Consider the following 21,178-nt stretch of genomic DNA (forward strand, 5'->3'; position numbering starts at 1 on the left):
GACCGTGACTACTCAGCGGGGTTCGTGATCAGGCATCTGGATCCCCGTTGCGATCTACCGCCGTGAAAACGGGTCGGCATCTGGACCACCCCAACGAGCACCCTCTGAGTTTGAAGAAACGCTCTGACCTGCAGGGGTGCTCGGGGTGCCGGGGTGTTCGGGGTGCTGGGCACACCCACGAGCGCCCCCACACGGCGGTAGGCTCCCAGTAACTCTCCAGAATCTAATCTTGATTTACTATAATTAACACTGACACCCCGCTCCCCGCTGTGCGGGGTGCTCGAGGGTGGGGGGAACACCCCGAACACCCCGGCACCCCGAGCACCCCTGCAGGTCAGAGACGTTTCTTTGGGTTACAGGGTGCTCGAGGGTGCTGCCGGAGACTCGATTCAACTCGAGACCAATGCATTCTGGGCACAGCAGAATGCGCGCGCCGAGTGGCTACCGCTGAGCAGTCGGCCCACCCGACAGTTCCGACGTCGCGGTCGGTACACCTGCCGCACGGATGAAGCCACCTGATACGACCAACTGCACCCCTGCGAGTGCGCGAACGGGGCGTGCCCTGCTGCTGTATCGCTCCACGGGTTACCCCGGGCGGCGACTACTCCACGCCGTGCCACGGCGACGGTGACCACCCGAAGGTCGCCTGCTGGTGCCCTGCCCCGGCGGGGACTGTCCCGTCGGCAGAGAGGGGCCGTGCCGGTGCGACTGGGCGAAGCTGCCGCCGAGGCCGCCCACGAAGAAACGGAAGAAGTGGGAGGAGTAGGTCACCAGCCGACCGCCGCCGGTAACCCGGCCGCCCGCCCGCGCCCCACCCGGCACGCGACACGCACCTGCCTGTCCGCCCGCACCGCGAGCGACACGATCGCCCCGGCCGGCACCCCGCTGTAGGTGGTCTCGTGGACGGTGTCCGAGCGCGGCAGGGAGTCCACGTCCACCGTGCCGCACGTGAGCGAGGTCGGCGCGTGGCGCATCCAAGAACCTGTTGCGGGATCGGACGCAGCGCATGTCGAAGAAGTCGGGCTGACCTCCTCCGAGTAATCCCGTGCGACGGGAATTACCGTCGATCCGCACCATGTGACCGGAGCCAGTACGGAGGTCTCGGCGGCGCCGCCACCATGACGACCGGCACGGAACAGCCGCGACGGTGGAAGCTGGGTTGCTCCGGCCCTGTCAGTTCAGTTCCCAGCGTCGACGTACGCCTCGATGGCGTCGGTCGCGTCCTTGATGTCGTAGACGATCACGATGCCCGCGTTGGTGGGCACCGTCAGCCCCAGGTTGCCCTGCGCCGCGGCGCCAGCGATCTCGACGTCGATCCGGTGCTGCCAGTATTCGCTGATCACTCCGAGTACGTGCCACGTCGAACCGACCCCGCCAGCCTCGGCGAAGACCAGTGGCCCGCCCGAGAAGCCAGGAAGATTGTGGCCGTCGATGATCCAGGCGGTCACCCCGTCGACACTGGCCCGCTGCGACACGATTCCTCGCCTCACCGCGGGGAGCTGGCCCATGAGGGGCAGGCTGCTCGGAAGCGGGTATCCCAAGAAGAACGCCTCCTGGCTCAGGGCCACACCGTCCGCGGAGGGGACCAGCGTCATGTTCTCGAGAACGATCTCCTTCCCGGCGAGATCGAACACCGCGACATCCGGTCCTTGCTCGATCAGTGGTACAGGCACCAGGTCCCCGGATAGCCCGACGTCGAGTCCGTTCTCGCCTATGAGACTAAGGGCGGCCACGCCATTCTGCACCGCGGCGTCGGCCACGTGCTTGGCGGTGATCAGCCACTGACGGTCTCGATGGCTGATCACGAAGCACGAAGCTGCTCCCCCGGTGAACTCGACCTTGAACGTGCGCATCCAACACTGGACCGGAACAACTGCCATGGGCAGAGGGTAAGCCGCGCCGGTCCCCGCCCTCCGCAGCGGCAGCGGCGTCAGGACCGGAAACGACCGGGTTGCGGGCGCTGTCTCGCCGGTCGCTCTTCGGCGACCTGGGCCGGCGCCGGTGCTGCGGTGTCCGGCACGGCCGGGCGTCTAGCTCCACCGCGTCTCTTCCCGACGGACGCAAGCGCAGAGCCGGTGCAGAACCCGATTCGCAGACCACCCAAGCTGGCAGACTGCACAGAGGTACAGCTGATTCGAAGGAGAGCTGTGATGGAGCAGGCGGTCCGTTACGCGAACTACGGCGGCGACTCGACTTCCGACCTGCACAACAAGCTGATCGACATGATTACGACCGCACGCCTGCGTGTGTGGATCAAAGTGCCTTGGTGGGACGTCAGCACGAAAGCTCGCGAGCTCCTCGATGCGGTCACGGCGACCGCTCGCCGAGATGTTGACGTTCTGGTTCTGTCGCGGCCGGAGGCTTCGAACGATGCTGCGCACCGCGAGCTTCGGCAGGCTGGCGTTCGCTTGGTCCCAGTGCGGTACATCCATGAGAAGGAGGTTCTCGCTGACGACATCGCGATGCTGCACTCGATGAACTTCACTGCCACCGAAATCGGGCGGAATCAGAACTCAGGCACACTGATCGTTCAGCCGGACGACATCGGAGCACTGGAGATCGGATTCACGAGTCTGGTCGCGAACAGTCAGGCCGTCGTTGTCGGCGACGAGGACTGGACCCCGACCGACAGACTCGTCCCTGAGAAGCTGCGACCGTTCATGACGCGGTACTCGCGTTTGAACCCGTTGCAGTCCAAGGCCGTGCCGGCTGTCTTGCACACATCGGGTCATGTGATGGTGGTGGCGCCGACAAGCGCGGGCAAGACCCTGATCGGTGAAATCGCTGTGTTGCGCTCAATCATCGAGGAAGGGCGCCCCGCAGTGTGGCTATTGCCTGCCCGGGCGCTCGCCGCCGAGATCGGGGACGCAACACGGCGGTGGCGTGAGCACGGTGTGACCGCCGTCGAGCTGACTGGTGAGACGAACATCGCGAGCGAGACGATCCAGAAGACACAGCTCTGGGTGGCAACGACGGAGAAGTTCGAGGCGCTGTACCGGCGGTCATCGCTTCGTGAGTTCATCGGCAAGGTCGGCTGCATCGTGATCGACGAGGTACACCTCGTCGGCGACCCGCAGCGAGGCGCGACTCTCGAGGCGCTCATCGCGCGGTTGCGCGCCGTTTCTGAACGGACCCGGATCGTCGCGCTCTCGGCGACGGTGTCAAATGCCAAGGAGCTATCGACCTGGTTCAACGCGCAGCTCATCGAAGTCAGCTGGCGTCCGACGATTCTGACTACGCAGTACGTGCCATATGTCGTGCAGCCGCCGGGGCGGTTCGGGGAGATACAGGATGCGAAGGACGGGGCGCTTCGATCCGTGCTCGAGAGTGTGCGTCCGGCACCCCGCGGAGAGTCCGCTGGTGTCGACGGTAACCGCGATGAGGCTAGCGTTCTCGTGTTCTGTGGGACGAAGAACAACGTATTGCGAACCGCGGCCCTCGCAGCAGGCATCGCCTTCAACCCAGCCACCGATGTTGAGCAGCTGGTCGACCAGTGCTACCGACGGGGCGTCGGCGTCCACTTCCGCGACGCCCCGTATGCGGGGCGAGCCCTATCGGCGTTCAAGGATCGATCGATCAGCACGCTGGTCGCCACGTCGGGCCTGTCGACAGGAGTCAACACACCAGCCCGAGTAGTTGTGATCCGAGACTTGGAGCTTGGAAAGGACACTCCGCTCGAGGTCAGTCAAGCACAGCAGATGCTTGGCCGGGCGGGACGGGCCGGCCAGGAGCCCGAGGGATTCGGGTACCTCCTAGTGCCCCACGATGAGGAACTAGCATGGCGCCGCAAGCTTGCCGACGGTTACGAGGCCAGGTCGAACGTCGCGGCGCAACTGACCGATGTGATTCTCGCAGAGGTGCTTCTCGGATCGATCGCGGACCGGGATTCGGCGGGGGCATGGTTCGAGGAGACGTTCGCGTTCGCTCAGTCCGGTGACGCAGGTCAGGTTGACGAGGCCGTGGACTTCCTCGTTGCCAAGGGCTTCATAGTCGAGAACGCAGGGGCGTTGTCGACCACGGAGCTCGGATCGCTGACATGCCGGTTGATGGTGGAGTCGGAGTCGGCCGCAGCAATCCTGTCGAAGCTCGCGGAAGTCCCGATACCGTGCTCTGCTTCCGAGGCGGAGGAGGTCGTGCTCAGCGTCGTGTCGAGCGCAACCACGCGGCTTCGCGAGTGGCCGATCAACCAGCGCACGTATCTGCCCGTCGTCGAAGGGATCCTCAGCGGGTGGTCGCCATTCGCGATATCCCTCGCCGGCGAGGAGTTCGGACCCAGGTTTTGCATGGCTGCCGCGAACCTCGCGCTTCGCGATCAACCTAAACTTCGTGCGAAGCCTCCGCAGGGGATCTCCATCGCCGAGTTCCGTAGGGCCATCGAAGACATGCCCAGATACCTCGCGTGGATCAGCGCCCTGGGCTACTTGGGCCTCTCGAACTGGGCACCGGCGGTCGGAGGCGACCTTGCGCGGCGACTGACATGGTGGGGGCTGCACCCAGTACCCGAACGAGGGCATGGGCGGCTGCTGTGGCTGCTCGAGAACAGCTTGTACCCGGAGAACCGTAGGCTCGCGATGCAGGACCTTTGGCGCAGAGCGAGGGACGCGGGCTTCGACGGCCCCGACACCATCCGCGCTCGGCCGCGGCAGGTCGACGTCTCAGCCGACCATTTCCTCAAGGTAATGCAGTCACGAGCGGTTCTTGAGCTCGGGATGGCGGATGGGCTCACGGTGCCGATCCGGAACTCAACTGCGGAGTCGCGACTTGCGCTGCTGTCAAACACCGGTAGCCGCCGCGCCACGGGGTCATTCACGCAAGCGCGGTCCGCCGTCATCCCTGTGCCACACAAGTCGCCTCCGGGACCGGTGGCCGCCGACATCTTCCTCTACACCCGCGGTGGCGACTTCGCGTACTCGAACGTGGTAACCGTGATCCCCGAGAGACTGGATCCACCGAAGGACGCGGTTGAAGAGTCACGCGAAGCGATCGCGCGGCTACATGGAGTTGCAACCGTCACCAAGTCCATCGGACGTGTCCGCAAGCTCATGATGAGCGAACGGGCGCACCGCGCCGCACAGATCGCGCCGCTCATCGCACCCGACCCACAACTGCAGCCCGTAGCGCGCGCACTTGCCGGGCATGACGACGAGCCGGCGACCGCAATCATCTCCATGCGAGCCAACGTTGCCAAGCTCCTCCGGTTGCGGCTGACGGGCGAGGTGCGCCCGGCGGTGACTGTCTTGCGGTCGGGAGAAGCTACACCAGATGAGAGGGAGCTCGTGCTCTGCGCGCTGCTCGGGTCCCTCGGCCACGAGGTAGGCGTCGCAACCTTCAACGGATCGTTGGTTGCGCTGGTCCACCTCGGCGACATCTGGAAGATGGTCACACTCACTGTCGAGGGCGCGGCCAACGTCGTACCACTGATCCCCTCAGGCTTGCCGTCAATCCTGCACACCGTGGTCCCTCCGACGCAGAACCCGGCCGAGCAGACCATCCCGAAATGCGCCTGGATTGCCGACTTCGTCCTCTAGCGTTCCCGATGCGAACCTGGCCGGAGCCGCAGGTTCATAATCAAGACTGCGGTGTCTGGCTACGCTCAGCCGACAGGCCGGGAGTTCACGAGGGGGATCATGGCGCGTTACATCGGGCTAGATCGGAATCAGATCGACGCCGCCGTCGCCTTGTGGAAGCAGCGGTGCCTGCTCGACGACGGGTCGCTGCTCTTTCCCGACAGCCACCGGCAACCGTGGGCTCTGCCCGTCGTCGAGGAGCTCGATCGCCGCTTCAACGGCAACCTGCTCGAGGGCGACGCCGCCGGCGGACGGTTCGCCACCAAGTGGGCCGAGCAGATGTCTGGAGCATCTGAAGACTGCCGGCTTCTCGGCGCCGAGGTGCTGCTCGTGCACTTCCTGTTCGCCGCGTCGGTCAGTGAACCGACGAAGGTCAGCTCGATCCAGCAGTCGCTCGACGGCAGCGGGATCGAGCTTCCCGTTGACGGCGTTGCCATCCAGGCCCTATCGCAGTCGATCGGCCACCCCGGCATCGGATTCAACACCCGCCGAGACGTCCAGGTCGGGTACCTCATCGACTTCGCCCTGCGATTCAAACGACTGCCGGCAGGGCGCCGCGCCGAGCTACTCGACGACCCGTGGGCGTTGCGGGACTTCGCCGACGACACTGAGCACTCGATCCGCGAGATGCGGCACATCCTGTTGCACCTCCTGCGACCCGCTGAGTTCGAGCGGACCTCTAGCGGTACCCACAAGAAGGAGATCGCTGCTGCCTTCGCCGGTCTGCTCGGCGCGGATGGCCCGGTCGATGTCGATGAGCAGCTCTTGGCGATCCGACGCGAGGTCGAGCGGCTGCAGGGCACCGACAAGATCGACTTCTACCGGGGCGAGCTGCGCGGCGTGTGGAGCGCCACGGGCGGAGACAGCGAAGGTGTTGGGGACCTTGAAGCGGTGCGCTGGAAGAAGCAAATCGTCCTGTACGGCCCACCGGGCACGAGCAAGACCTGGCAGGCGCGGCAGCTGGCGGAAACGGTGATCCGCCGCGCCGCACTCGACAGCTGGGGCCCCGAGACCTACTTCAAGAACGCCGCCGCCGTGGATGCCGCCGTGCGCGACAACGTGTTCTGGCTTCAACTCCACCCCGGCTACGGCTACGAGCAGTTCATCCGGGGCCTGCGCCTCGAAGGGGATGTCACCCGCTACCGCCCCGGTTTCCTGCCCTGGGTCGTCGACCAGCTCGAGTCGCGCGCGGCCGCCAGCGACCTGCCGAGGCTGCCCGGAGTTCTCGTCCTCGACGAGATCAACCGCACCAACCTGTCGGAGATGCTGGGTGAGGCGTTCAGCCTCCTCGAGGCCGGGCAACGTGGAGCGAAGCGGGAGCTGCCGGGGTTCGACCATGACCAGGATCCAGATGTCCTTGTCATCCCGGAGGACCTGTACGTGATCGGCACTATGAACGAGATCGACCAGTCCGTTGAGACGTTGGACTTCGCGCTACGCCGCCGGTTCCTCTGGCGCGAGTGCCCTTTCGAGGCCGACACCCTCCTGGCGATCGTCGAGCACCGCTGGCCGGAGCAAGTCGCCGCGCGATTCCCGATCGAGGACGCAATGCCGCAGTTGGAGAGACTGGCAGACCGCGCACAGGCGCTCAACGACGCGATCGCGGCCTCGCCGGAGCTCGGACGCCAGTTCCAGATCGGGCACACATACTTCGCCGACATCACGTTCTTCATCGGCCAATGGGTCAAGGGCCGCAAGGCGAAGCCAGCCAACGGGACCTACCTGTGGACCGCGAACGGAAACCCGCAGCCAACGCTTCGCGACCTGTGGAACCGCTCCCTGGAGCCGCTCATCGAGCAGTACCTCGCCGGCTCGGATGTCCGCGACGACGAGCTGAAACGATTCGAGCGGATCTTCCTCGGCTGATGGAGCCGTTGACGTTCCCAGACCTCGCACCAGCCGACCGCGACCTCACGGCGGAGGAGCACGCCTGGCTCGGCGCGCTCGCCCGAGACACCGATCCCACACAGTTCACAGTGAACCTCGGTCCCTCCGCAGCCGCAGACGATGCCGGACCTGTCGTCGCGTGCGACCAGTACGGCACCTGGCGGGCCGGTCGCTACATCGGGGAGCTCTACCGCGACGGACGGGTGATCGAGATCCGGCCACGGCTCGGGATCGAGACCATCGCCCACTGGGCCGGCGCCGCGCTCAACGTCCGGATCACGCCCCGCTCCGGCGAGCACACCGGCAGCCAGATGCTCATCGCCGAACTGCTCGCCGCGGCGTGGCGGTCGGCGATCGTCGACGCCTCACGCCACGGACCGCCGGGCATTCGCGTTCCCCGAACACACACCGCCGAGGTCGCCAAGGGACGCATCGATGTCGCCGGCACTCTCAAGCTGCGGGCTGCGGGCAGACCGCAGATCGCATCGGTCAGCCGCCCGAAGAACCTCGACAACCCGATCACCAGGACCATCGTCGCGGCCGACCGTGTCCTCGACCGACGACTGCACCGGCCAGGCTGGCGCGGCGAGCGAGTCGAGGAGGTCATGCCCCGCCTCCGCGCGACTGTCGGTGCCCGGCCGACGTTGCCCACCCACCGGGAGCTCGCCAGTGTGCGCTATACCCCGATCACGTTGCCGTACCGCCGCGCCGCCGAGCTCTCGCACCAGATTGCCCGGCACCGAGGTCTACAGTCCTGCGCGACCGGCGACCGCGCGGACGGGCTCTTGATCGACGTCGCCGAACTGTGGGAGCTGTTCCTGGTGCACTGCGCCCGCCGGGCCTTCGGGGCCGCGAACGTCACCCACGGCACCGCACTGACGGACGGTGGGGCCCTGCTTCGCAGCCAGCAGGACCCGTCCCGCACCCTCGGCCGCCTGTACCCCGACATCATCATCGGGCCGGTCGAGAACCCGGTGGCGATCATCGACGCGAAGTACAAGCCCCTCGCCGATCCTCGGGGCGTCGACCGCGAGGATCTGTACCAGCTCAACGCCTACCTCGCAGCTCACGTGCAGGGTCCGCACCCTCTCGGCGCACTGGCCTACGTTCAGTTCCCGGATCAGGCGCGCATCGCCTACGCGGAGACGCGCGGGCCGTGGCGAACGTCCGTCGGTCACAACGTCTCGTTCGCCCGGATGCCGACGACCGAGTCGGAGTGCGTCGACGCCTTTCACGAATTAGTGAATCTCTGACAGCCGGGGCCCGTGTCCGGCGTCAACGGGGCGTGATCGATCCGCCCCTCCACCGCCGGCGGCAAGGACGGGATGTTCCTGTTCGAACCGCGGGTACTGTTGGATACGTGATCGAATCCGTTCCCGGGTGGTTTCACCAACTGCCGCCCGACCTGCAGACTGCGCTGATCCGAGCGCCGCACCGCGTCCTGGATGCGGACCAGGTTCAGGTCCTCAGTCAGCGAAGCGGGGTCGTTGGTGATGCCTACTTCGTCTCGCATGGTGGTCGGTCGGAAGGATTCAGACTGGCACCTGCCGTGGTCGCCGGGATCGAGGCGGAAACCCGAAGGCGTACTGCTTGGTGGAACGCACTACAGCCCGCGACCCGTGAAGGACTCATCGAGCACGTTAACGGAGAGGTGCCCGCGGAGTTCCGGGACGACGCACTGTCCCCTGGTCCGGCACTGCTGACCGATACCAGCTCCAGCGGAGGCAGTGTCAGTGGTCAGCCGTTCACGTTTGACCCGTTCACTCGCGCCTACATCGCTGCACAGATCGACTGACTCCGCGCGGCGCACATGTTGGTCGTGCCTGCATCGCCAGCCTCACGATCGGGGCCGCTCGAAATCCCGTAGCCCGATGTCAGTCTCTCGTGCCACGATCACGAGATGCCTGACCTCTGCGACTGCGACCGCCGCGACCACATCGACTCCCCCGACGGAAACTGCCTGAATCTGTCTATCGCCGCCGAGGACTCCGATGGCCGGGACCGCGCACGTTGGTCCCGCTGCGGCTGCTGCATGGCCCACTGCCCAGATGTGCAACCCGACGCCGACGCCGGGGTTCTTCGACCCCGGCGCCCGGCAGCGTGACCTTCGCCGCCGAGTACGTAGCGACGCTGCCGGCCGAGGAACAGGAGCAGCTCCGGGAGCGGGAGGCGGCCGATGAGATCCGGATCCGGCCGCGCGCCGAGTCGATCCCGGAGGCGATGCGCGATATCAGAATCCTCCGCACCGCGTGCAGGCACATGCCGGACGAGGACGAGACGTGAAGCTGTTCGTCGACGACATCCGCGACCCGCCCGACGCCACCTGGATCGTGACGCGCACCAGCGCCGAGGCCCTCGCTGTTCTGCAGTCCGGCGCCCAGGACGACGAACTGAGCCTTGACCACGACGTCGGCGGCGAGGATACGAGCCGACCGATCGTGCTGTGGCTCGCTGAGCACGGCGGCTGACCGGCATATCGATCGGTACGGACCCGGAGTCATGCGGTGAGGTGCGACCTCCGCGCACTCACCACTGACCACTCTGAATGGATTCCGGGACTGTGGTCTTGATTCGATCCAGAGTTCGGATCACGGTCGGCACCGGGTCGGATTTGCCTTCGGCGCGAGCGATCGCGCGGTCGTCGAAGTTTGCCTCCACGAGGATCGACCAACTGCCGACGGTGAATGTCTGCCTCGAGACACCGGTGTCTGGGTTGATCAGATAGCCCCCGCCGTCCGAGTAGCGCTTCTTGACTCCGTTCGGGCCCGAGAGCATGTCTTCGTACTGCTCCTGAACCGCGTAATCGGCATCCTTGCGGGCAGCGTCGTCATTCGGAAGGCGCGCGACTTCGATAGTCAGGGTCCCGTCGCTGTTGCCACACGCGTAGGTCGTCCGTTCACCGCCACCAATCGTGGAAGTGTTGGTCACCGGTGCACCGAACGTGCCGGAGAAGACGGTGGTGTCGACCCCGATACCGGTCAGCAAGGCACACGCATTGTGTGAAGCGGGCTTGGCCGTCGGACGAACGCTTGACCTCGGTGGTGAAGACTGCGAAGGGGTTGACGTCCCCGCTACTGACGCTGTCGCACTTCGCGCGGCAGGACTGGACACCGCGTCGCTCGTATTGGAATCGAGCGGCTGCTGCGGGTCCGTCGAGCAACCGGCAAGGGGCAGTGACCCAGCGGTCATGCACGAGATGAGCAGGATCATGCCACGTGAGTTGAAGTTGGCCATTCGGGCATAGTACGGCTTTCCGATACAGGCGACGCACGCACCAGAGATGCACCCAACGAACCTCCGTGGGCCTGCTGCAGACCATCGACGCAGCCAGTCGGGACATGTCTCGTTGGTGGTGAATGCGCTTCTGGGCGAGTGGCGTGGCCTGCGAACCGACGCGGGCGGTAGGGCGTGGGCAGCGGCGACGAAACTGCTCACGATCGCGGGCACGATCGGGGGGTCGCGTCGCGATAGTGAGCATCGCCAACGACGACCTCATTCGGTGTGCATACTGACTGCATGGCCGAGACCGGACATTCCGCTACAGATGCCACCAACAGTGCGGGCTGCCCAACGTGCGGTCGCCCGTGGCCACCATCGGCTCCGCCGAGCCTGTCCGCACCGGTCGCACTCGCGCCGAAAGCACCCCCGCCCGCACCAGTGCTGGAGCAGCCCGAGCCACGCATCGTGGCGCGCACCAAGCGCGAGGTCGCCGAGATCGCCGGCGTCGCCACGATTACAGTCGGGGGTTGGATCAAGGCGGGGAAGCTACCCAATACCGGCCCCTGGAGCGATCTGCAGATCGCGCACGCGAGCGGCATCTCGCGCGGTGGTTCGCCGCGCGGCGCTGTCTCCGAGCACGGTACCGCCAGTCGCTGGAGATTCGGATGCAGATGCGATGAGTGTCGTAGGGCGCACAACGCCGAAACGACCCGGTCGCGAGGGCCGAACGTCGACTGGGCGACTGTGGCCCCAGTCCTCGTTGAGGCGCTGACGCGAGGCAGTTCATATCGTCAAGCGGTCGAGGGAGCGGGCGTCACCACACAGGCGATCACCCGGCACCGCAAGCGCGATCAGGAGTTCGCCGCGGCGATCGATTCTGCACTCCGCGCCGGCCGCGATCCCGCCCTGGCCCACGGTTCCCACGGAGGGTGGAGGGCCGGCTGCCGCTGCCCGGAGTGCCGCACTTACCACGATTCATCCCGCTAGGCCGCCCTAGCGCCAGGGCACAAGTTTACGGCCAGAGCTCCCAGAGCTCAGCATCGCGGTGGCCGCGACCCTGTGCGCTCCGGAGCGCGGCGTCGAGATCGACGCCTTCGAGGTAACTCTCAATCACCTCATAGACCAGGTCAGCGCATCCCTTCCAATTGACTTCATCCCGAGGTCCCAAGACCTGGGTATCCGGGCTCTGCTCCGTGATCCTGGATCGAAAGGGACCTGATCCGCCGTGGCAGAAGCTCATTATCAGTTGCGGAGCGACGATTTCGGGTGGCGCGAACTCGATCTCGTCCGCCGCAGAGTTGCTGCCCCGGAACATCGGTTTCCCTTCCCGAAGAACGCCGTGTCCCTCGAGAACGATGAGGTCCGCGGGGAGCGCGAGATGTTTGACCGCCTCCTTAAGCTTAGACTCGGACCGTCCACGCGAAACGGCCCAGCGTTCGTCGTGAGCGCGGACGAGGCGGACCAGCTTCGACGTGTGGTAGCCGATCACGATCACCTTGCGTGGCGAGGACATGCCCGAAGTGTATGTCTGCACCGGTCTCGCTTCTAAAGCGATGAGACGTTGTCCATGTCCGATTCGCCCAACGCGCTGATGCAGGTCGCACGGTCTCAGATCCCGGTCTCACCGCGCCGGTCGCGGATCCCTGTCATACCTACCTGCGAGACTGCCGTCATGACCGAAACCTCAAGCCCTGCAGATGGAGCCATCGCAGCCTACCTTCGAGTGTCCACGGACCACCAGAGCCTGGATCAGCAGCACGATGCGCTCGCTGCGGCGCGCATCAATCCGGACCGGATCTTCTCCGATCAGCTGTCGGGTTCTGCTGGCACCGAGCGCCCGGGGCTCGCGGAGGCTCTTTCGTGGCTCCGGACGGGTGACCGTCTCGTGGTAGTCGCGCTCGACCGGCTCGGCCGCTCCGTCGCGGAGGTGACCGCGACCGTCGCCGACCTGACCGCGCGCGGGATCACGGTGGTCGCTCTGCGCGAGGGGGTCGACACCTCGACGGCGACGGGCCGAGCCATCGCTGCGATCATGGCCTCGCTCGCCGAACTCGAGCTTGAACTCGGAAAGGAGCGTCGGGCTGCTTCGCGGTCCGCGCGCGTCGCGCGTGGCCTGCCCGCCACTCGTCCTCCCCGCCTCGACGCCGCCCAGCAGGCGCGTCTCGTCAGGCTCTACCGAGGGGGCGAGCCCATCGCCGAGGTCTGTAGCATGTTCGGTGTCAGCCGGGCGACGGCGTTCAGGTACATCACCGCAGCGAAGACGACGTAGTCGGATCCACTTAAGTCCAAGTCCGACCCACCTCCCACGGAGGTACACATGTCAGCGTCGAAGGAATTCGCCGCGAGCCTTGCCGGGTGACAATGTGCCGAGCGCGGCACAAGTCCCGATTGCATAGTCTGCTCACAATCAGATGACCTACACGGCTCGCCCATCATGTGGCGACCGCGACCGAGTTCCACGCGCAGACCTGACACGGGGAGGATGAAGCGGCGGGGCAGGGCGCGCGGCTTGGCCAACGCTTGTGATGGCATTCGCGGCGCGTTCCGACGCCACACAGCGCCCGTTCCTCTGAACGAGGGACAGACAGGCCTCCGCTCAGCTTCTATGCTCCAACCCATGTACCAGAGCGGGCCTGGTAGCCAATATTCTGTCGGGCATCCTTCGCCACTCCAACCCCCGCCGCGGCCAAGACGTCGAAGGTGGACATGGACCGTAGCCCTGATTCTCGTTGTGATCGTCGGGGTACCCGCGATCGTATCGATCCGACTGCACGCCAGCGCTGAGACAGAGATCAAAGCAGCAGTTCGGGCGTGGGGTGACAGCTGGAACAAGGACGACGGTGGCGCAAGTCGAACCGCGTTGACCTGCCTCGCGCGGCGTACGCCGGGCGCGCCTGAAACGCGTCCCCAGGGTGTTCAAATCACGGCGCAGGCCTGGTCCGGGTCGATGGAGCAACAGATCTCCTTGACACTCGACACCGCCTATTCACCCGGCTCGGTAAGCGGACGCACCTCGGATGACACGAGCGCCGAATACATCAGCGAGAGCGTCGGCTTCGAGCTCGTCAAGGAGAACGGCAACTGGAAGGTGTGCGACTGGGGGAAGGACGTCGCTGATCGCCGCCGCACGTCGATCTTGGGTTGGAAGCTGTCCGGGCCGCCCGCATAGATTGAGCCCCACAGCGTGCTGCAGACTTCCACCCCCGCGCCCGGACCGACCCACGACCGCGGCCGGGGCTTCCAGACCTCGAGCACAGTCATCGGCCGACATGTCGCGCACGCGCTGTCGGTGCAAGCACTCGTTGATCAGGCCCGGTCGGGTCAGCCGGGCGCATGATGGTCCCACACCGCCCGCCGCAGCGCCGCCGCGAATTCCCCAGCGCTCTCGTACCGGTCATGAGGATCGGGTGCGAGCGCGGTGGCCAGCACGACGCCGAGATCGCCCGGCAGGTCCGCGGCGGGCACCACTCCCCTACCCGCCCGCGCCATCGTCTCAGCCACCGTCCCGGCCGCGAACGGTTCGGTGCCCGTCATCAGCTCGAACGCTGTGCACGCCAGCGAGTACTGGTCCACGCTCGGACTGAACGGATTGCCGCGCAGCAGCTCCGGCGCGATGTAGCGCGCGTTCGCCATCAGCACTGTCGGCCTCAGCACCTCGGGCGGACTCGGGAAGCCCGTGAGTGCCGCGGCGACGAGCACGTCGCCGTCGAGCAGCACGTCGATCTCGCTCGACTGCACGGTGCCGTACACGAGTCCCTCCGTAGCCCAGCTATCAAGCTGGTCCGCGATCGCACCGACGATGTCGACAACGAGTTCGGCGGACAGCGTGCCGCGCACGGCGAGGAGCGCGGCCGCGGTGGTCACAGCGGCGTTCACGCCAGCACCAGGTCGAGCCCCAGTGACTTCAATGCGGGATCAAGGTACGTGCCGATCGACGAGGTACCGTCTGCGCCGAGAGCGCTGGTGATTCCGACACCGAGGGCCTCGCCCGCAGCGTTAACCACGAATACAGGACCACCTGAGTCGCCCTTGATCGACCTCGCTCCCCAAGTGAAGTCACGCTCGTTGGCCTGGATCAGCCGACCGCAGGTAACGCCGGTGCGCGCGCCATGTCGGCAGATCGTGGTCCCCGCTGGAAGGGCTCGCACCGCGCTCATCGGCATCGTTCCCCGCAGCCGGATCCCCGGCACGATCGCCGTTCCATAGCCACGGTAGAGCTGAGGGCCCATCGTCAACACCGTGTAGTCGCGGGATGTCGCACCGGGGATCGGCACATCCGGGGCGCCGATCTCAACGTCGTTCTTACCCTGCTGGTAGTCGCCTAGCTCGAGGGTCCCGCTGTTGTCCCCGGTCGTGTACATGAACAGCCGCTCACCGTTTCGGTTGTCGCAGTGACCGGCGGAAAGGAATGCGACAGTGCCCTTGCGGTCGGAAACCGGGAAGGAGATGGTACAGCCGCCGAGTTCGCCGTTCGACTTCGTCTGGAACGCCGCGATCCCCGGCGCAGGCTCAACGCCATATGCCCAACCGTCTTGATCCTTCGGGAACGCGCCAGAGGTGATCGACACCCACGGTCCGGAGACTGGTAGCGCAACAGCCGGTTTAGTTGTCGTCGTCACCTTGGTGGGCGGCAACGCGGTGGTTGCATCGAAGATGCTGCTGGACTTCGGCCAGGCCTTCTGTTCCGGCTGCCCGAGACCGCAGCCTGCCAGCACTAGCGAGGTCGCGGCTGAGGCGGCGACCACACGCCTCGTCAGCGCCACGACCGTGAGGCCCCGTTCGCCGTAGAATCGACCGCCTCGGTGCGCCAGTCGAAGTCCAGGACAACCTTGTCGTTGGCGTCGCACACGGTGAGGCGTCCGCTCTCGATTGTGCCGGTCAGGCCGAGCGAGCCGCCGAAGGTGTCGCGGTACTCGCACAGCGCATCCTCGATGCGTGCGTAGTACTGCGTGATCCACTCCTCGGCCGTGTAGCGGATCCACTCCTTGGAGCGTAGGTCACGCAGGTACACCCGGACGTCGTCCATGACTATTCCTCGGCCTTCTTCGCCAGCTCGGCCTTGAGCTCAGCTTTCCCGGCCTCCTTGCCGCGGCCGTGGATCCAGACACCGAGCACCACGAAGATCGCGATGACGGTGAGACCGACGCTGATGTTCTCGGTCATGATGCGGGTGTTGAAGGTCCACCACGCCTTCATCAGGTCGGCGTACGAGTCCGACTTACCCATACGAATCCCCCTGTCTCGCTATCGATACAGCTACTCGCCGCGAATGAACTCGATCATGATCTTCGAATCGTCCGAGATGTGCTTCTCCACGCCGCCGCGCCGCCATCCGTCACGGCCGTAGTACGCCGTCTGATGCTCCAGCTCGCTGGCGTAGCACTCGATCGTCTTGTACTCGGGCATCAGGTTTCTCCTCGGTCGCAATCTCGACAGTCGGTGCGGTCTGTTCTCTGTTTTAGAGAACCAGACACGTACGACAATCTAGCTGATTCGTGCCTAGACTGTTCATCCCTATCGTGTTCGTCTCTGGTTCGAACTGTTCAGAGACGATGTAGTGGGTTCCGCCATGAGCCCCACGCAGAGCAAGCCGCCGATCGACCAGACCCACGCCGAGTTCGGTGAGCGACTCCGTGCGCGGCGTATCGAGCTCGGGTGGTCCCAAGAGGAAGCGGCGCACCAGTGCGGCCTGCATTGGAGCGGGTATGCCCGGGTCGAGCGTGGCCAGCAGAGCGTTCGCATCGCTACGTTGCTCCAGTTGGCCCACGGCCTCCGAACTACCCCCGGCGCCCTTCTCGATGGTCTCCCCCTGGCTGGCAACCATGAAGGCTCGCCACCGAGAGGGTGACGGTTACGGCGACGAGCCCTCGAATCCGAGCACGCGGGACTACGCCGTGAAGTCTCTCCAGCAGGCCGGCGCGGCGCCGGTCACCGAGGCCGGCGACGCGGCGGGGCGGACGATCTCCCGCTCGGTCACCGCCACTCAGGCGGTGAACCGCTGAGCAATCGCAACAGCTCACCGACTACCACCGGATCCGGCAGTGTCGCTACGACCGCCGTGATCGACGGGCCCCTGGCGTGGAACCTCGGCGACAGACTCGTCTAGGACGGTGCGCCTGATGATCTCTGGACGCGCAGTACTCGAGTCGGAATCGAGCCGAAGTCGCGGCCGTAGACACCTCGACAGTACCGACTGCTACGACCGAGGCCGAGAGCTACGACACGCTGGTGCCCATCCAGGAGCTTGAGCTGTCCGTTTTGCTTGATGCGGCGACCACCAGCGCGGCTTGTCGCTCCAGCCGAGCTATAACGCAGCTCACATTCCGCAGCGTGTCGGATCACATCACGTCCTCGAGCTGGGCTTATCCGACTCCACTCCGTGAAGCTCGGGTAATGACCGAGCCTAGTTAGGTTGCAGTTCCATAACGGCGCTGCCTGTCAAGCCTCAATCTCTGATTTAGTGTTACGCAAATTGCTAATGCGACTAACGTGAAGTTGAGATGAAGGAGCCGGGCATGCCCTCTGGCAGTGTGAACCGTCCGCCGCGGCGGCGTGGATTCCTGGAGGCGCGGCAGCGAGATCGGCTCCGGCGTCGTGATCTGCGGAAGGCCGGCGCGGTGATGGTCGTCGTAGGTGTCACCGTCGCAGGTGGTCTGGTCGCTGCCGCGCCGGTGACCCCGGATCCGATGCCGCAGATGGGCGCGGTTCGCTCAGGGATCTTTGCGGACAAGGCACGGGCGCAGGAGGACGCGGACGGGTTCATCCTGCGCGCGGAGCTGTTCGGGATGAACGCCCGCAGCCTCGTCCCGTTGGGCGGGTCGCCGCAGTCGTATCAGGCGGCGTTATCGATGGCCGGGCGGGCGGTGATCGAGCTCAAGGACCCGAGGAAGCCGCCGAAGGTGAAGGTGCGAAGCGCGACGATCACCGTCGGCACAACTCTCGCGTGTGGGGCGTCGCCGCAGCAGATCCAGCTCGGTGGGACCTTGTCGCAGGCCGGGAACTACTCGCTGACGCCGTCGCTCTCTAGTCAGCAGGGTGTAACCGGTGGTGGGCAGGGTGGCTCGAACGGTGGACAGGGCAGTGGATCGGTCAGCGCCTCTGTCACGGAAGGGATCTCGGCGACCGGCGGAGGAACCACCACGATTTCGGGAACCGTCCAGGGGACCATCGCCGCGGGTGGGTCGAAGGAACAAGCCCTGGCGAAGAAGTCCCTGACCGGCACCTCGGGGTACGTCGTCGTCCGCGAAACGATGGTCCGAATGGACGCGTGCTGGGCCGCGCAGATCGTGATGTGGGCGGTCGCCACTCTCTCCACCGATCACGGCGACATCTCCACCACCGCGTACTCCACTCCGCTGTACCTGCACCGGGACGCGAACGATCCGCCGGTGAACCCGCCGAAGGTCCGCCAAGACCCGAACCCGCCAGCACTGGCGGCGACCCCGAACACTGCTGTCGCCGCGCGGGTCAGTGAGCAGGTCAAACCCGCACCCGCCGCGAAGCCCGTGACGGCGTCGGTCTCGAAGCCTGCACCGTCGGCTCCGGCGAACACGAAGCCAGGACCTGAATCCACCGCATCGGCGAAGCCTGCCCCGACGAACGCGAAGCTGGCACCCGCTGCGAAGGCGTCTCCGGCGCCCGCGCCGTCGAAGCCCGCGCCTGCCCCGGCGGGTCCTCGTGGCTGAGCCCGAGCGCGGCGGCACCTTGAAGGCACTGTTGGGGTTCGCCGCCGGCGCAGTCCTGATCGTCTGCTACGCGTTCACGCTGCCGCAGCTGCCGAAGGCGGTCGAGGCGATCGGGGCGTGGCCGGTGTGGGGCGGATTCACTGTGATCACGTTCGTGGCCGGGTGGCTGTTCTGGTCGAACGTCCCGAAGCTGTACGAGGCGATGAAACGGTGAACGCCCCCGAGGAGCTGAACCTCGCCCAGGCGCTGCAACGGGCATTCATCGAGGCGGGATCGCCGAGTGTGAGCGCGGCCGCCACCGGTTCCGGGGTTTCGCGGCAGCGACTCTCGGACTGGCGGTCCGGCCGACATGTGCCGTCGAGGTTCGAGGACCTCGAACCTGCCATCGCTTACCTGCGGCTCACCGCTGACGGTGCCGCTCCTGGAACCAGCGATGCCGGCGTCGGTGCGGTCACCGGCTGGACGCCGAACCAATGGCGACAGGCCTGGGAACGCTCCACACCCATCGAAGTCTCGGTGATCGACCGCGTGGCGGAGGTCGATCGGCGACCGCTCGCGATCGCCGTGATGAGCCTGCTGGTGTTCCTCGTCGCCGCGCTCGCTGTGATGGCCTTCTTCCTCAGCATGGCCTACCGGTGACACCAGCGCAGACATCGAAATCGGGGGTGCCGGACCCCGCCGGACTGCCGGACCGGCAGTGTCCGGCGCCCACCGGCACCCTCCCGGGAACATCACAGTTCGATAACGGCCACCTATGGTGACCAGCGCCAATGGACTGCCGGACCCTGCCGGACCGTGCTGGACCGTTGAACCGGCACCCGAAACCGTGCTCTGGTGAATGCATCCCCAGTCGATCCCAAACCCCGCTGAGTGCGGGGCGGTCGAAACGGGTTGATTCCACCCCTTCCTTCTTCAGAATCGAGAACTCGTGCCGTCCCACTCCGACGAGACCGGGCAGTCTGCCCCGGCTCCCGACACCGCGCAATTTCCGCTCGCGGGTGACGACACCCCACCACCCGGTGGCGGGAAGCCGGCGCACTCCGTCACGACCGACGCTCCCGGTATCACCCGCGGCGGATGGTGGGCGATCACCATCACCGCCGCCGCGCTACTGATCATCGGGTTCCTGCTGACGTTCGGGCCGGCCCGGTACTGGACGCCGGTGCCTGTGGTGTTCCTCGGGTACTTCCTCATCTCCGGGCTGATCGGTCTCGTGTTCTGGAAGGGTGTCCGCGAGCTCCGCGACTCCAACCCGACCCTGCACTCCGGTGATGGACCCGCTTCACCTGGGCAGCGGGTCGCCGCCGCGATCGGCGCCGTCGGCATCGCCTCCGCTCTGATCCTGCTCCCGATGAGCCTGTCGGACGCGCCAGCCAACGCGGCGCCCTGTCCGGATGGGAGCCAGACCTGCGGGCCTGCTCCGACCCAGGATCCCGGTCCCACGCAGGGCAACGGTGGCAACACCACCGCCCCGCAGGCTCCGAACACGACCGTGCCCGGCTACACCCCGCCGGACACCCTCGCGCCGCCCCAGGGCAACGGGAGCGGGAACACCTTCCAGGGCACGGCGCGGCCGATGCCCACCCCCGACCAGGTCGACCCCAACGCGTGCATCGCCAACTGCGGCCCCACGCAGGCCCCGCAGCAGGCTCCGCAGACCGGGCAGGCCAACCCGCCCCAGAATGGCCAGCAGAGCCCGGTCACCACCGCACCGAACACTGTCGCGACCACTCCGCATGCGCCGACCACGACGCCGAAGCTCCGGACCCCGACACCGGAGACCGCCGCGTCGACGACCTCGAGCAAGGCCCGCGACCGCGACGACCAGAGCCGCGACAAGGACGAGGACCGCGACAAGAACTCCGGCATCCCTTACCAGGCTTCGTGGCTGGCAGGCGTCGGCGGAACGTACCGGCGCAAGAAGCCTGACGGGGTTGAAGCCCGGGTGGCCATGGCCGCCTGGGAGTACGTGGAGACGTATTACCCGAGTCCGGTGTACATGATAGAGGGCGCAGAGCAGAAGTATCGCGTGTCCATTGACGGCGCTTGGGACGCGTTGAACGAGTGCTTCAACTGCGTGTTCCCTATCGGCGGAGCCCCGAAGGCGATGCCGAAGGTTGGAGACTTTATGCCGTTATCTATTGGCGCAGGAGGTCACATCTCGGCCGCCAACATTCCGTTCCCACTAAAGGTTACACAGATTGAAAAATCAGCGGACGAAATAAATATTGAGTACGAGACGCTTGAAGGTCACCCTGACGGCGCTGGAAGCACAATACACTTCAAGATCGTCTCGTTAGGCGGTGAGGCTTTGAAGCTGGTCGTCACTGGTAAGATCCTAGGAGGTCCTGGCGCAGCTGCCGGTTCCGTCCCTGGTGGTCAGACGATCTATCGAGAATCGGCAGGCATCGCGTGGCAGAAGTTCATCAACAATCTCACCGTAAAGGGCGCCGCGAAAACTCCTCCGCCGGGAATTTCCTACGCGTAGTGGGTCAGGTCAGGAAGATTCTTGAGATTGTCGTTGGCGGAGTTTTCGCTTACGTCGGGTGGCACATCGTGGGTCTGGTGATCGGGTTGATGCTAGGCCCGTTATTCTCGTCAATGTCACTATGGTATGGACTGACCATATCGTTCATGCTGGCGGTGACGGGTGGAGCAGTTGAAGCGGTGCGCGTGTGGAGGCGCCAGCAGTCGCGTTTCTCGACGGCCGTACGCATTGGACTCTCGTTGGGGTCGATCGCCTGGGCTGCGACGTACGGGCTCTTTGGCGTGGTGCAGCTGGTGAAATTCTGGATCGGCGTCGACTAGGGGTACTGCCGG

The 21,178-nt window shown here is 65.8% G+C and carries 24 protein-coding genes; 15 read left to right on the forward strand and 9 right to left on the reverse strand.

Going from position 1 to position 21,178, the window contains the following annotated elements; translation table 11 throughout:
* Positions 1-767 precede the first annotated feature (767 nt).
* Both AXK60_RS13065 and AXK60_RS13070 read right to left on the reverse strand, forming a co-directional pair.
* A complete protein-coding gene (locus AXK60_RS13065; RefSeq protein WP_068571579.1) occupies positions 768-974 on the reverse strand; it encodes a hypothetical protein in 207 nt (68 codons plus the stop codon).
* A gap of 204 nt (positions 975-1,178) precedes the next feature.
* The gene (locus AXK60_RS13070) at positions 1,179-1,880 is read right to left on the reverse strand and encodes a trypsin-like peptidase domain-containing protein (protein WP_082778028.1); all 702 of its coding nucleotides are present in this window, start codon (positions 1,878-1,880) and stop codon (positions 1,179-1,181) included.
* A gap of 270 nt (positions 1,881-2,150) precedes the next feature.
* Between AXK60_RS13070 and AXK60_RS13075 the strand changes: the two genes are divergently transcribed.
* From AXK60_RS13075 to AXK60_RS13095, 6 genes are all read left to right on the forward strand, one after another.
* On the forward strand, positions 2,151-5,528 hold the full coding sequence (locus AXK60_RS13075) for a DEAD/DEAH box helicase (protein ID WP_068571581.1): 3,378 nt from the start codon (positions 2,151-2,153) through the stop codon (positions 5,526-5,528).
* Between the two features lie 99 nt (positions 5,529-5,627).
* Complete coding sequence (locus tag AXK60_RS13080) at positions 5,628-7,433, forward strand: AAA family ATPase (RefSeq protein WP_068571582.1); 1,806 nt, start codon at positions 5,628-5,630, stop codon at positions 7,431-7,433.
* Complete coding sequence (locus AXK60_RS13085) at positions 7,433-8,707, forward strand: 5-methylcytosine restriction system specificity protein McrC (protein ID WP_068571583.1); 1,275 nt, start codon at positions 7,433-7,435, stop codon at positions 8,705-8,707. The genes AXK60_RS13080 and AXK60_RS13085 overlap by 1 nt, the downstream gene beginning before the upstream one ends.
* A 107-nt stretch (positions 8,708-8,814) precedes the next feature.
* The gene (locus AXK60_RS26480; protein ID WP_139057937.1) at positions 8,815-9,249 is read left to right on the forward strand and encodes a hypothetical protein; all 435 of its coding nucleotides are present in this window, start codon (positions 8,815-8,817) and stop codon (positions 9,247-9,249) included.
* Between the two features lie 305 nt (positions 9,250-9,554).
* A complete protein-coding gene (locus tag AXK60_RS13090; RefSeq protein WP_068571584.1) occupies positions 9,555-9,737 on the forward strand; it encodes a hypothetical protein in 183 nt (60 codons plus the stop codon).
* Entirely contained in the window at positions 9,734-9,922 is a 189-nt protein-coding gene (locus AXK60_RS13095; RefSeq protein WP_068571585.1) for a cyclic-phosphate processing receiver domain-containing protein, read from the forward strand. The genes AXK60_RS13090 and AXK60_RS13095 overlap by 4 nt, the downstream gene beginning before the upstream one ends.
* 58 nt (positions 9,923-9,980) lie before the next feature.
* Here the strand turns inward: AXK60_RS13095 and AXK60_RS26485 are convergent, their stop codons facing one another.
* Both AXK60_RS26485 and AXK60_RS13105 read right to left on the reverse strand, forming a co-directional pair.
* Positions 9,981-10,688: a hypothetical protein gene (locus AXK60_RS26485; protein ID WP_139057938.1), complete on the reverse strand. Its 708-nt coding sequence runs from the start codon at positions 10,686-10,688 to the stop codon at positions 9,981-9,983.
* A gap of 997 nt (positions 10,689-11,685) precedes the next feature.
* A complete protein-coding gene (locus tag AXK60_RS13105) occupies positions 11,686-12,186 on the reverse strand; it encodes a hypothetical protein (RefSeq protein WP_139057939.1) in 501 nt (166 codons plus the stop codon).
* Between the two features lie 159 nt (positions 12,187-12,345).
* Between AXK60_RS13105 and AXK60_RS13110 the strand changes: the two genes are divergently transcribed.
* A complete protein-coding gene (locus AXK60_RS13110) occupies positions 12,346-12,942 on the forward strand; it encodes a recombinase family protein (protein ID WP_068571588.1) in 597 nt (198 codons plus the stop codon).
* Positions 12,943-13,404: 462 nt separating this feature from the next.
* Positions 13,405-13,842 (forward strand): hypothetical protein, encoded by a 438-nt coding sequence (locus tag AXK60_RS26490; protein WP_139057940.1) that lies wholly within the window; start codon positions 13,405-13,407, stop codon positions 13,840-13,842.
* Positions 13,843-13,994: 152 nt separating this feature from the next.
* Here AXK60_RS26490 and AXK60_RS13120 read toward each other — a convergent pair whose 3' ends face one another.
* From AXK60_RS13120 to AXK60_RS27010, 5 genes are read right to left on the reverse strand one after another with little or no spacing between them, the layout of a single operon-like run.
* Entirely contained in the window at positions 13,995-14,549 is a 555-nt protein-coding gene (locus AXK60_RS13120; RefSeq protein WP_068571590.1) for a protein kinase domain-containing protein, read from the reverse strand.
* Positions 14,546-15,436, reverse strand: a complete 891-nt coding sequence (locus tag AXK60_RS13125) for a chymotrypsin family serine protease (protein ID WP_068571591.1) — start codon at positions 15,434-15,436, stop codon at positions 14,546-14,548. The genes AXK60_RS13120 and AXK60_RS13125 overlap by 4 nt, the downstream gene beginning before the upstream one ends.
* Positions 15,427-15,699 carry a hypothetical protein gene (locus AXK60_RS13130; RefSeq protein WP_068571592.1) on the reverse strand — a complete coding sequence of 91 codons (273 nt, stop codon included), beginning with the start codon at positions 15,697-15,699 and terminating at the stop codon, positions 15,427-15,429. Before AXK60_RS13130 ends, AXK60_RS13125 begins: the two co-directional genes overlap by 10 nt.
* Positions 15,700-15,701: 2 nt before the next feature.
* Positions 15,702-15,899 carry a hypothetical protein gene (locus AXK60_RS13135; protein ID WP_068571593.1) on the reverse strand — a complete coding sequence of 66 codons (198 nt, stop codon included), beginning with the start codon at positions 15,897-15,899 and terminating at the stop codon, positions 15,702-15,704.
* Positions 15,900-15,929: 30 nt separating this feature from the next.
* The gene (locus tag AXK60_RS27010; RefSeq protein ID WP_175400013.1) at positions 15,930-16,079 is read right to left on the reverse strand and encodes a hypothetical protein; all 150 of its coding nucleotides are present in this window, start codon (positions 16,077-16,079) and stop codon (positions 15,930-15,932) included.
* Positions 16,080-16,242: 163 nt separating this feature from the next.
* Between AXK60_RS27010 and AXK60_RS13140 the strand changes: the two genes are divergently transcribed.
* The 7 genes from AXK60_RS13140 (at position 16,243) to AXK60_RS27015 (ending at position 21,166) form a co-directional block, all read left to right on the forward strand.
* A complete protein-coding gene (locus tag AXK60_RS13140; RefSeq protein WP_068571594.1) occupies positions 16,243-16,521 on the forward strand; it encodes a helix-turn-helix domain-containing protein in 279 nt (92 codons plus the stop codon).
* Positions 16,496-16,675, forward strand: a complete 180-nt coding sequence (locus AXK60_RS13145) for a hypothetical protein (protein ID WP_068571595.1) — start codon at positions 16,496-16,498, stop codon at positions 16,673-16,675. Before AXK60_RS13140 ends, AXK60_RS13145 begins: the two co-directional genes overlap by 26 nt.
* 513 nt (positions 16,676-17,188) lie before the next feature.
* Positions 17,189-18,358, forward strand: a complete 1,170-nt coding sequence (locus AXK60_RS13150; protein WP_175400014.1) for an MspA family porin — start codon at positions 17,189-17,191, stop codon at positions 18,356-18,358.
* Complete coding sequence (locus AXK60_RS13155) at positions 18,351-18,572, forward strand: hypothetical protein (RefSeq protein ID WP_068571597.1); 222 nt, start codon at positions 18,351-18,353, stop codon at positions 18,570-18,572. Before AXK60_RS13150 ends, AXK60_RS13155 begins: the two co-directional genes overlap by 8 nt.
* Complete coding sequence (locus AXK60_RS13160; protein WP_068571598.1) at positions 18,569-18,997, forward strand: hypothetical protein; 429 nt, start codon at positions 18,569-18,571, stop codon at positions 18,995-18,997. The genes AXK60_RS13155 and AXK60_RS13160 overlap by 4 nt, the downstream gene beginning before the upstream one ends.
* A gap of 289 nt (positions 18,998-19,286) precedes the next feature.
* The gene (locus AXK60_RS13165) at positions 19,287-20,846 is read left to right on the forward strand and encodes a YML083C domain-containing protein (RefSeq protein ID WP_068571599.1); all 1,560 of its coding nucleotides are present in this window, start codon (positions 19,287-19,289) and stop codon (positions 20,844-20,846) included.
* A 146-nt stretch (positions 20,847-20,992) separates the two neighbouring features.
* Complete coding sequence (locus AXK60_RS27015; protein WP_175400015.1) at positions 20,993-21,166, forward strand: hypothetical protein; 174 nt, start codon at positions 20,993-20,995, stop codon at positions 21,164-21,166.
* Positions 21,167-21,178 lie beyond the last annotated feature (12 nt).

The sequence above is a fragment of the Tsukamurella pseudospumae genome, from assembly GCF_001575195.1.
Lineage (GTDB): Bacteria > Actinomycetota > Actinomycetes > Mycobacteriales > Mycobacteriaceae > Tsukamurella > Tsukamurella pseudospumae.

Bases quoted from the DNA above. Each gene is read 5' to 3' on its own strand.
- AXK60_RS13065 (WP_068571579.1), bottom strand. From the start codon at position 974: ATGCGCCACGCGCCGACCTCGCTCACGTGCGGCACGGTGGACGTGGAC.
- AXK60_RS13070 (WP_082778028.1), bottom strand. From the start codon at position 1,880: ATGGCAGTTGTTCCGGTCCAGTGTTGGATGCGCACGTTCAAGGTCGAG.
- AXK60_RS13075 (WP_068571581.1), top strand. From the start codon at position 2,151: ATGGAGCAGGCGGTCCGTTACGCGAACTACGGCGGCGACTCGACTTCC.
- AXK60_RS13080 (WP_068571582.1), top strand. From the start codon at position 5,628: ATGGCGCGTTACATCGGGCTAGATCGGAATCAGATCGACGCCGCCGTC.
- AXK60_RS13085 (WP_068571583.1), top strand. From the start codon at position 7,433: ATGGAGCCGTTGACGTTCCCAGACCTCGCACCAGCCGACCGCGACCTC.
- AXK60_RS26485 (WP_139057938.1), bottom strand. From the start codon at position 10,688: ATGGCCAACTTCAACTCACGTGGCATGATCCTGCTCATCTCGTGCATG.
- AXK60_RS13105 (WP_139057939.1), bottom strand. From the start codon at position 12,186: ATGTCCTCGCCACGCAAGGTGATCGTGATCGGCTACCACACGTCGAAG.
- AXK60_RS13110 (WP_068571588.1), top strand. From the start codon at position 12,346: ATGACCGAAACCTCAAGCCCTGCAGATGGAGCCATCGCAGCCTACCTT.
- AXK60_RS13130 (WP_068571592.1), bottom strand. From the start codon at position 15,699: ATGGACGACGTCCGGGTGTACCTGCGTGACCTACGCTCCAAGGAGTGG.
- AXK60_RS13135 (WP_068571593.1), bottom strand. From the start codon at position 15,899: ATGGGTAAGTCGGACTCGTACGCCGACCTGATGAAGGCGTGGTGGACC.
- AXK60_RS27010 (WP_175400013.1), bottom strand. From the start codon at position 16,079: ATGCCCGAGTACAAGACGATCGAGTGCTACGCCAGCGAGCTGGAGCAT.
- AXK60_RS13140 (WP_068571594.1), top strand. From the start codon at position 16,243: ATGAGCCCCACGCAGAGCAAGCCGCCGATCGACCAGACCCACGCCGAG.
- AXK60_RS13145 (WP_068571595.1), top strand. From the start codon at position 16,496: ATGAAGGCTCGCCACCGAGAGGGTGACGGTTACGGCGACGAGCCCTCG.
- AXK60_RS13150 (WP_175400014.1), top strand. From the start codon at position 17,189: ATGCCCTCTGGCAGTGTGAACCGTCCGCCGCGGCGGCGTGGATTCCTG.
- AXK60_RS27015 (WP_175400015.1), top strand. From the start codon at position 20,993: ATGCTGGCGGTGACGGGTGGAGCAGTTGAAGCGGTGCGCGTGTGGAGG.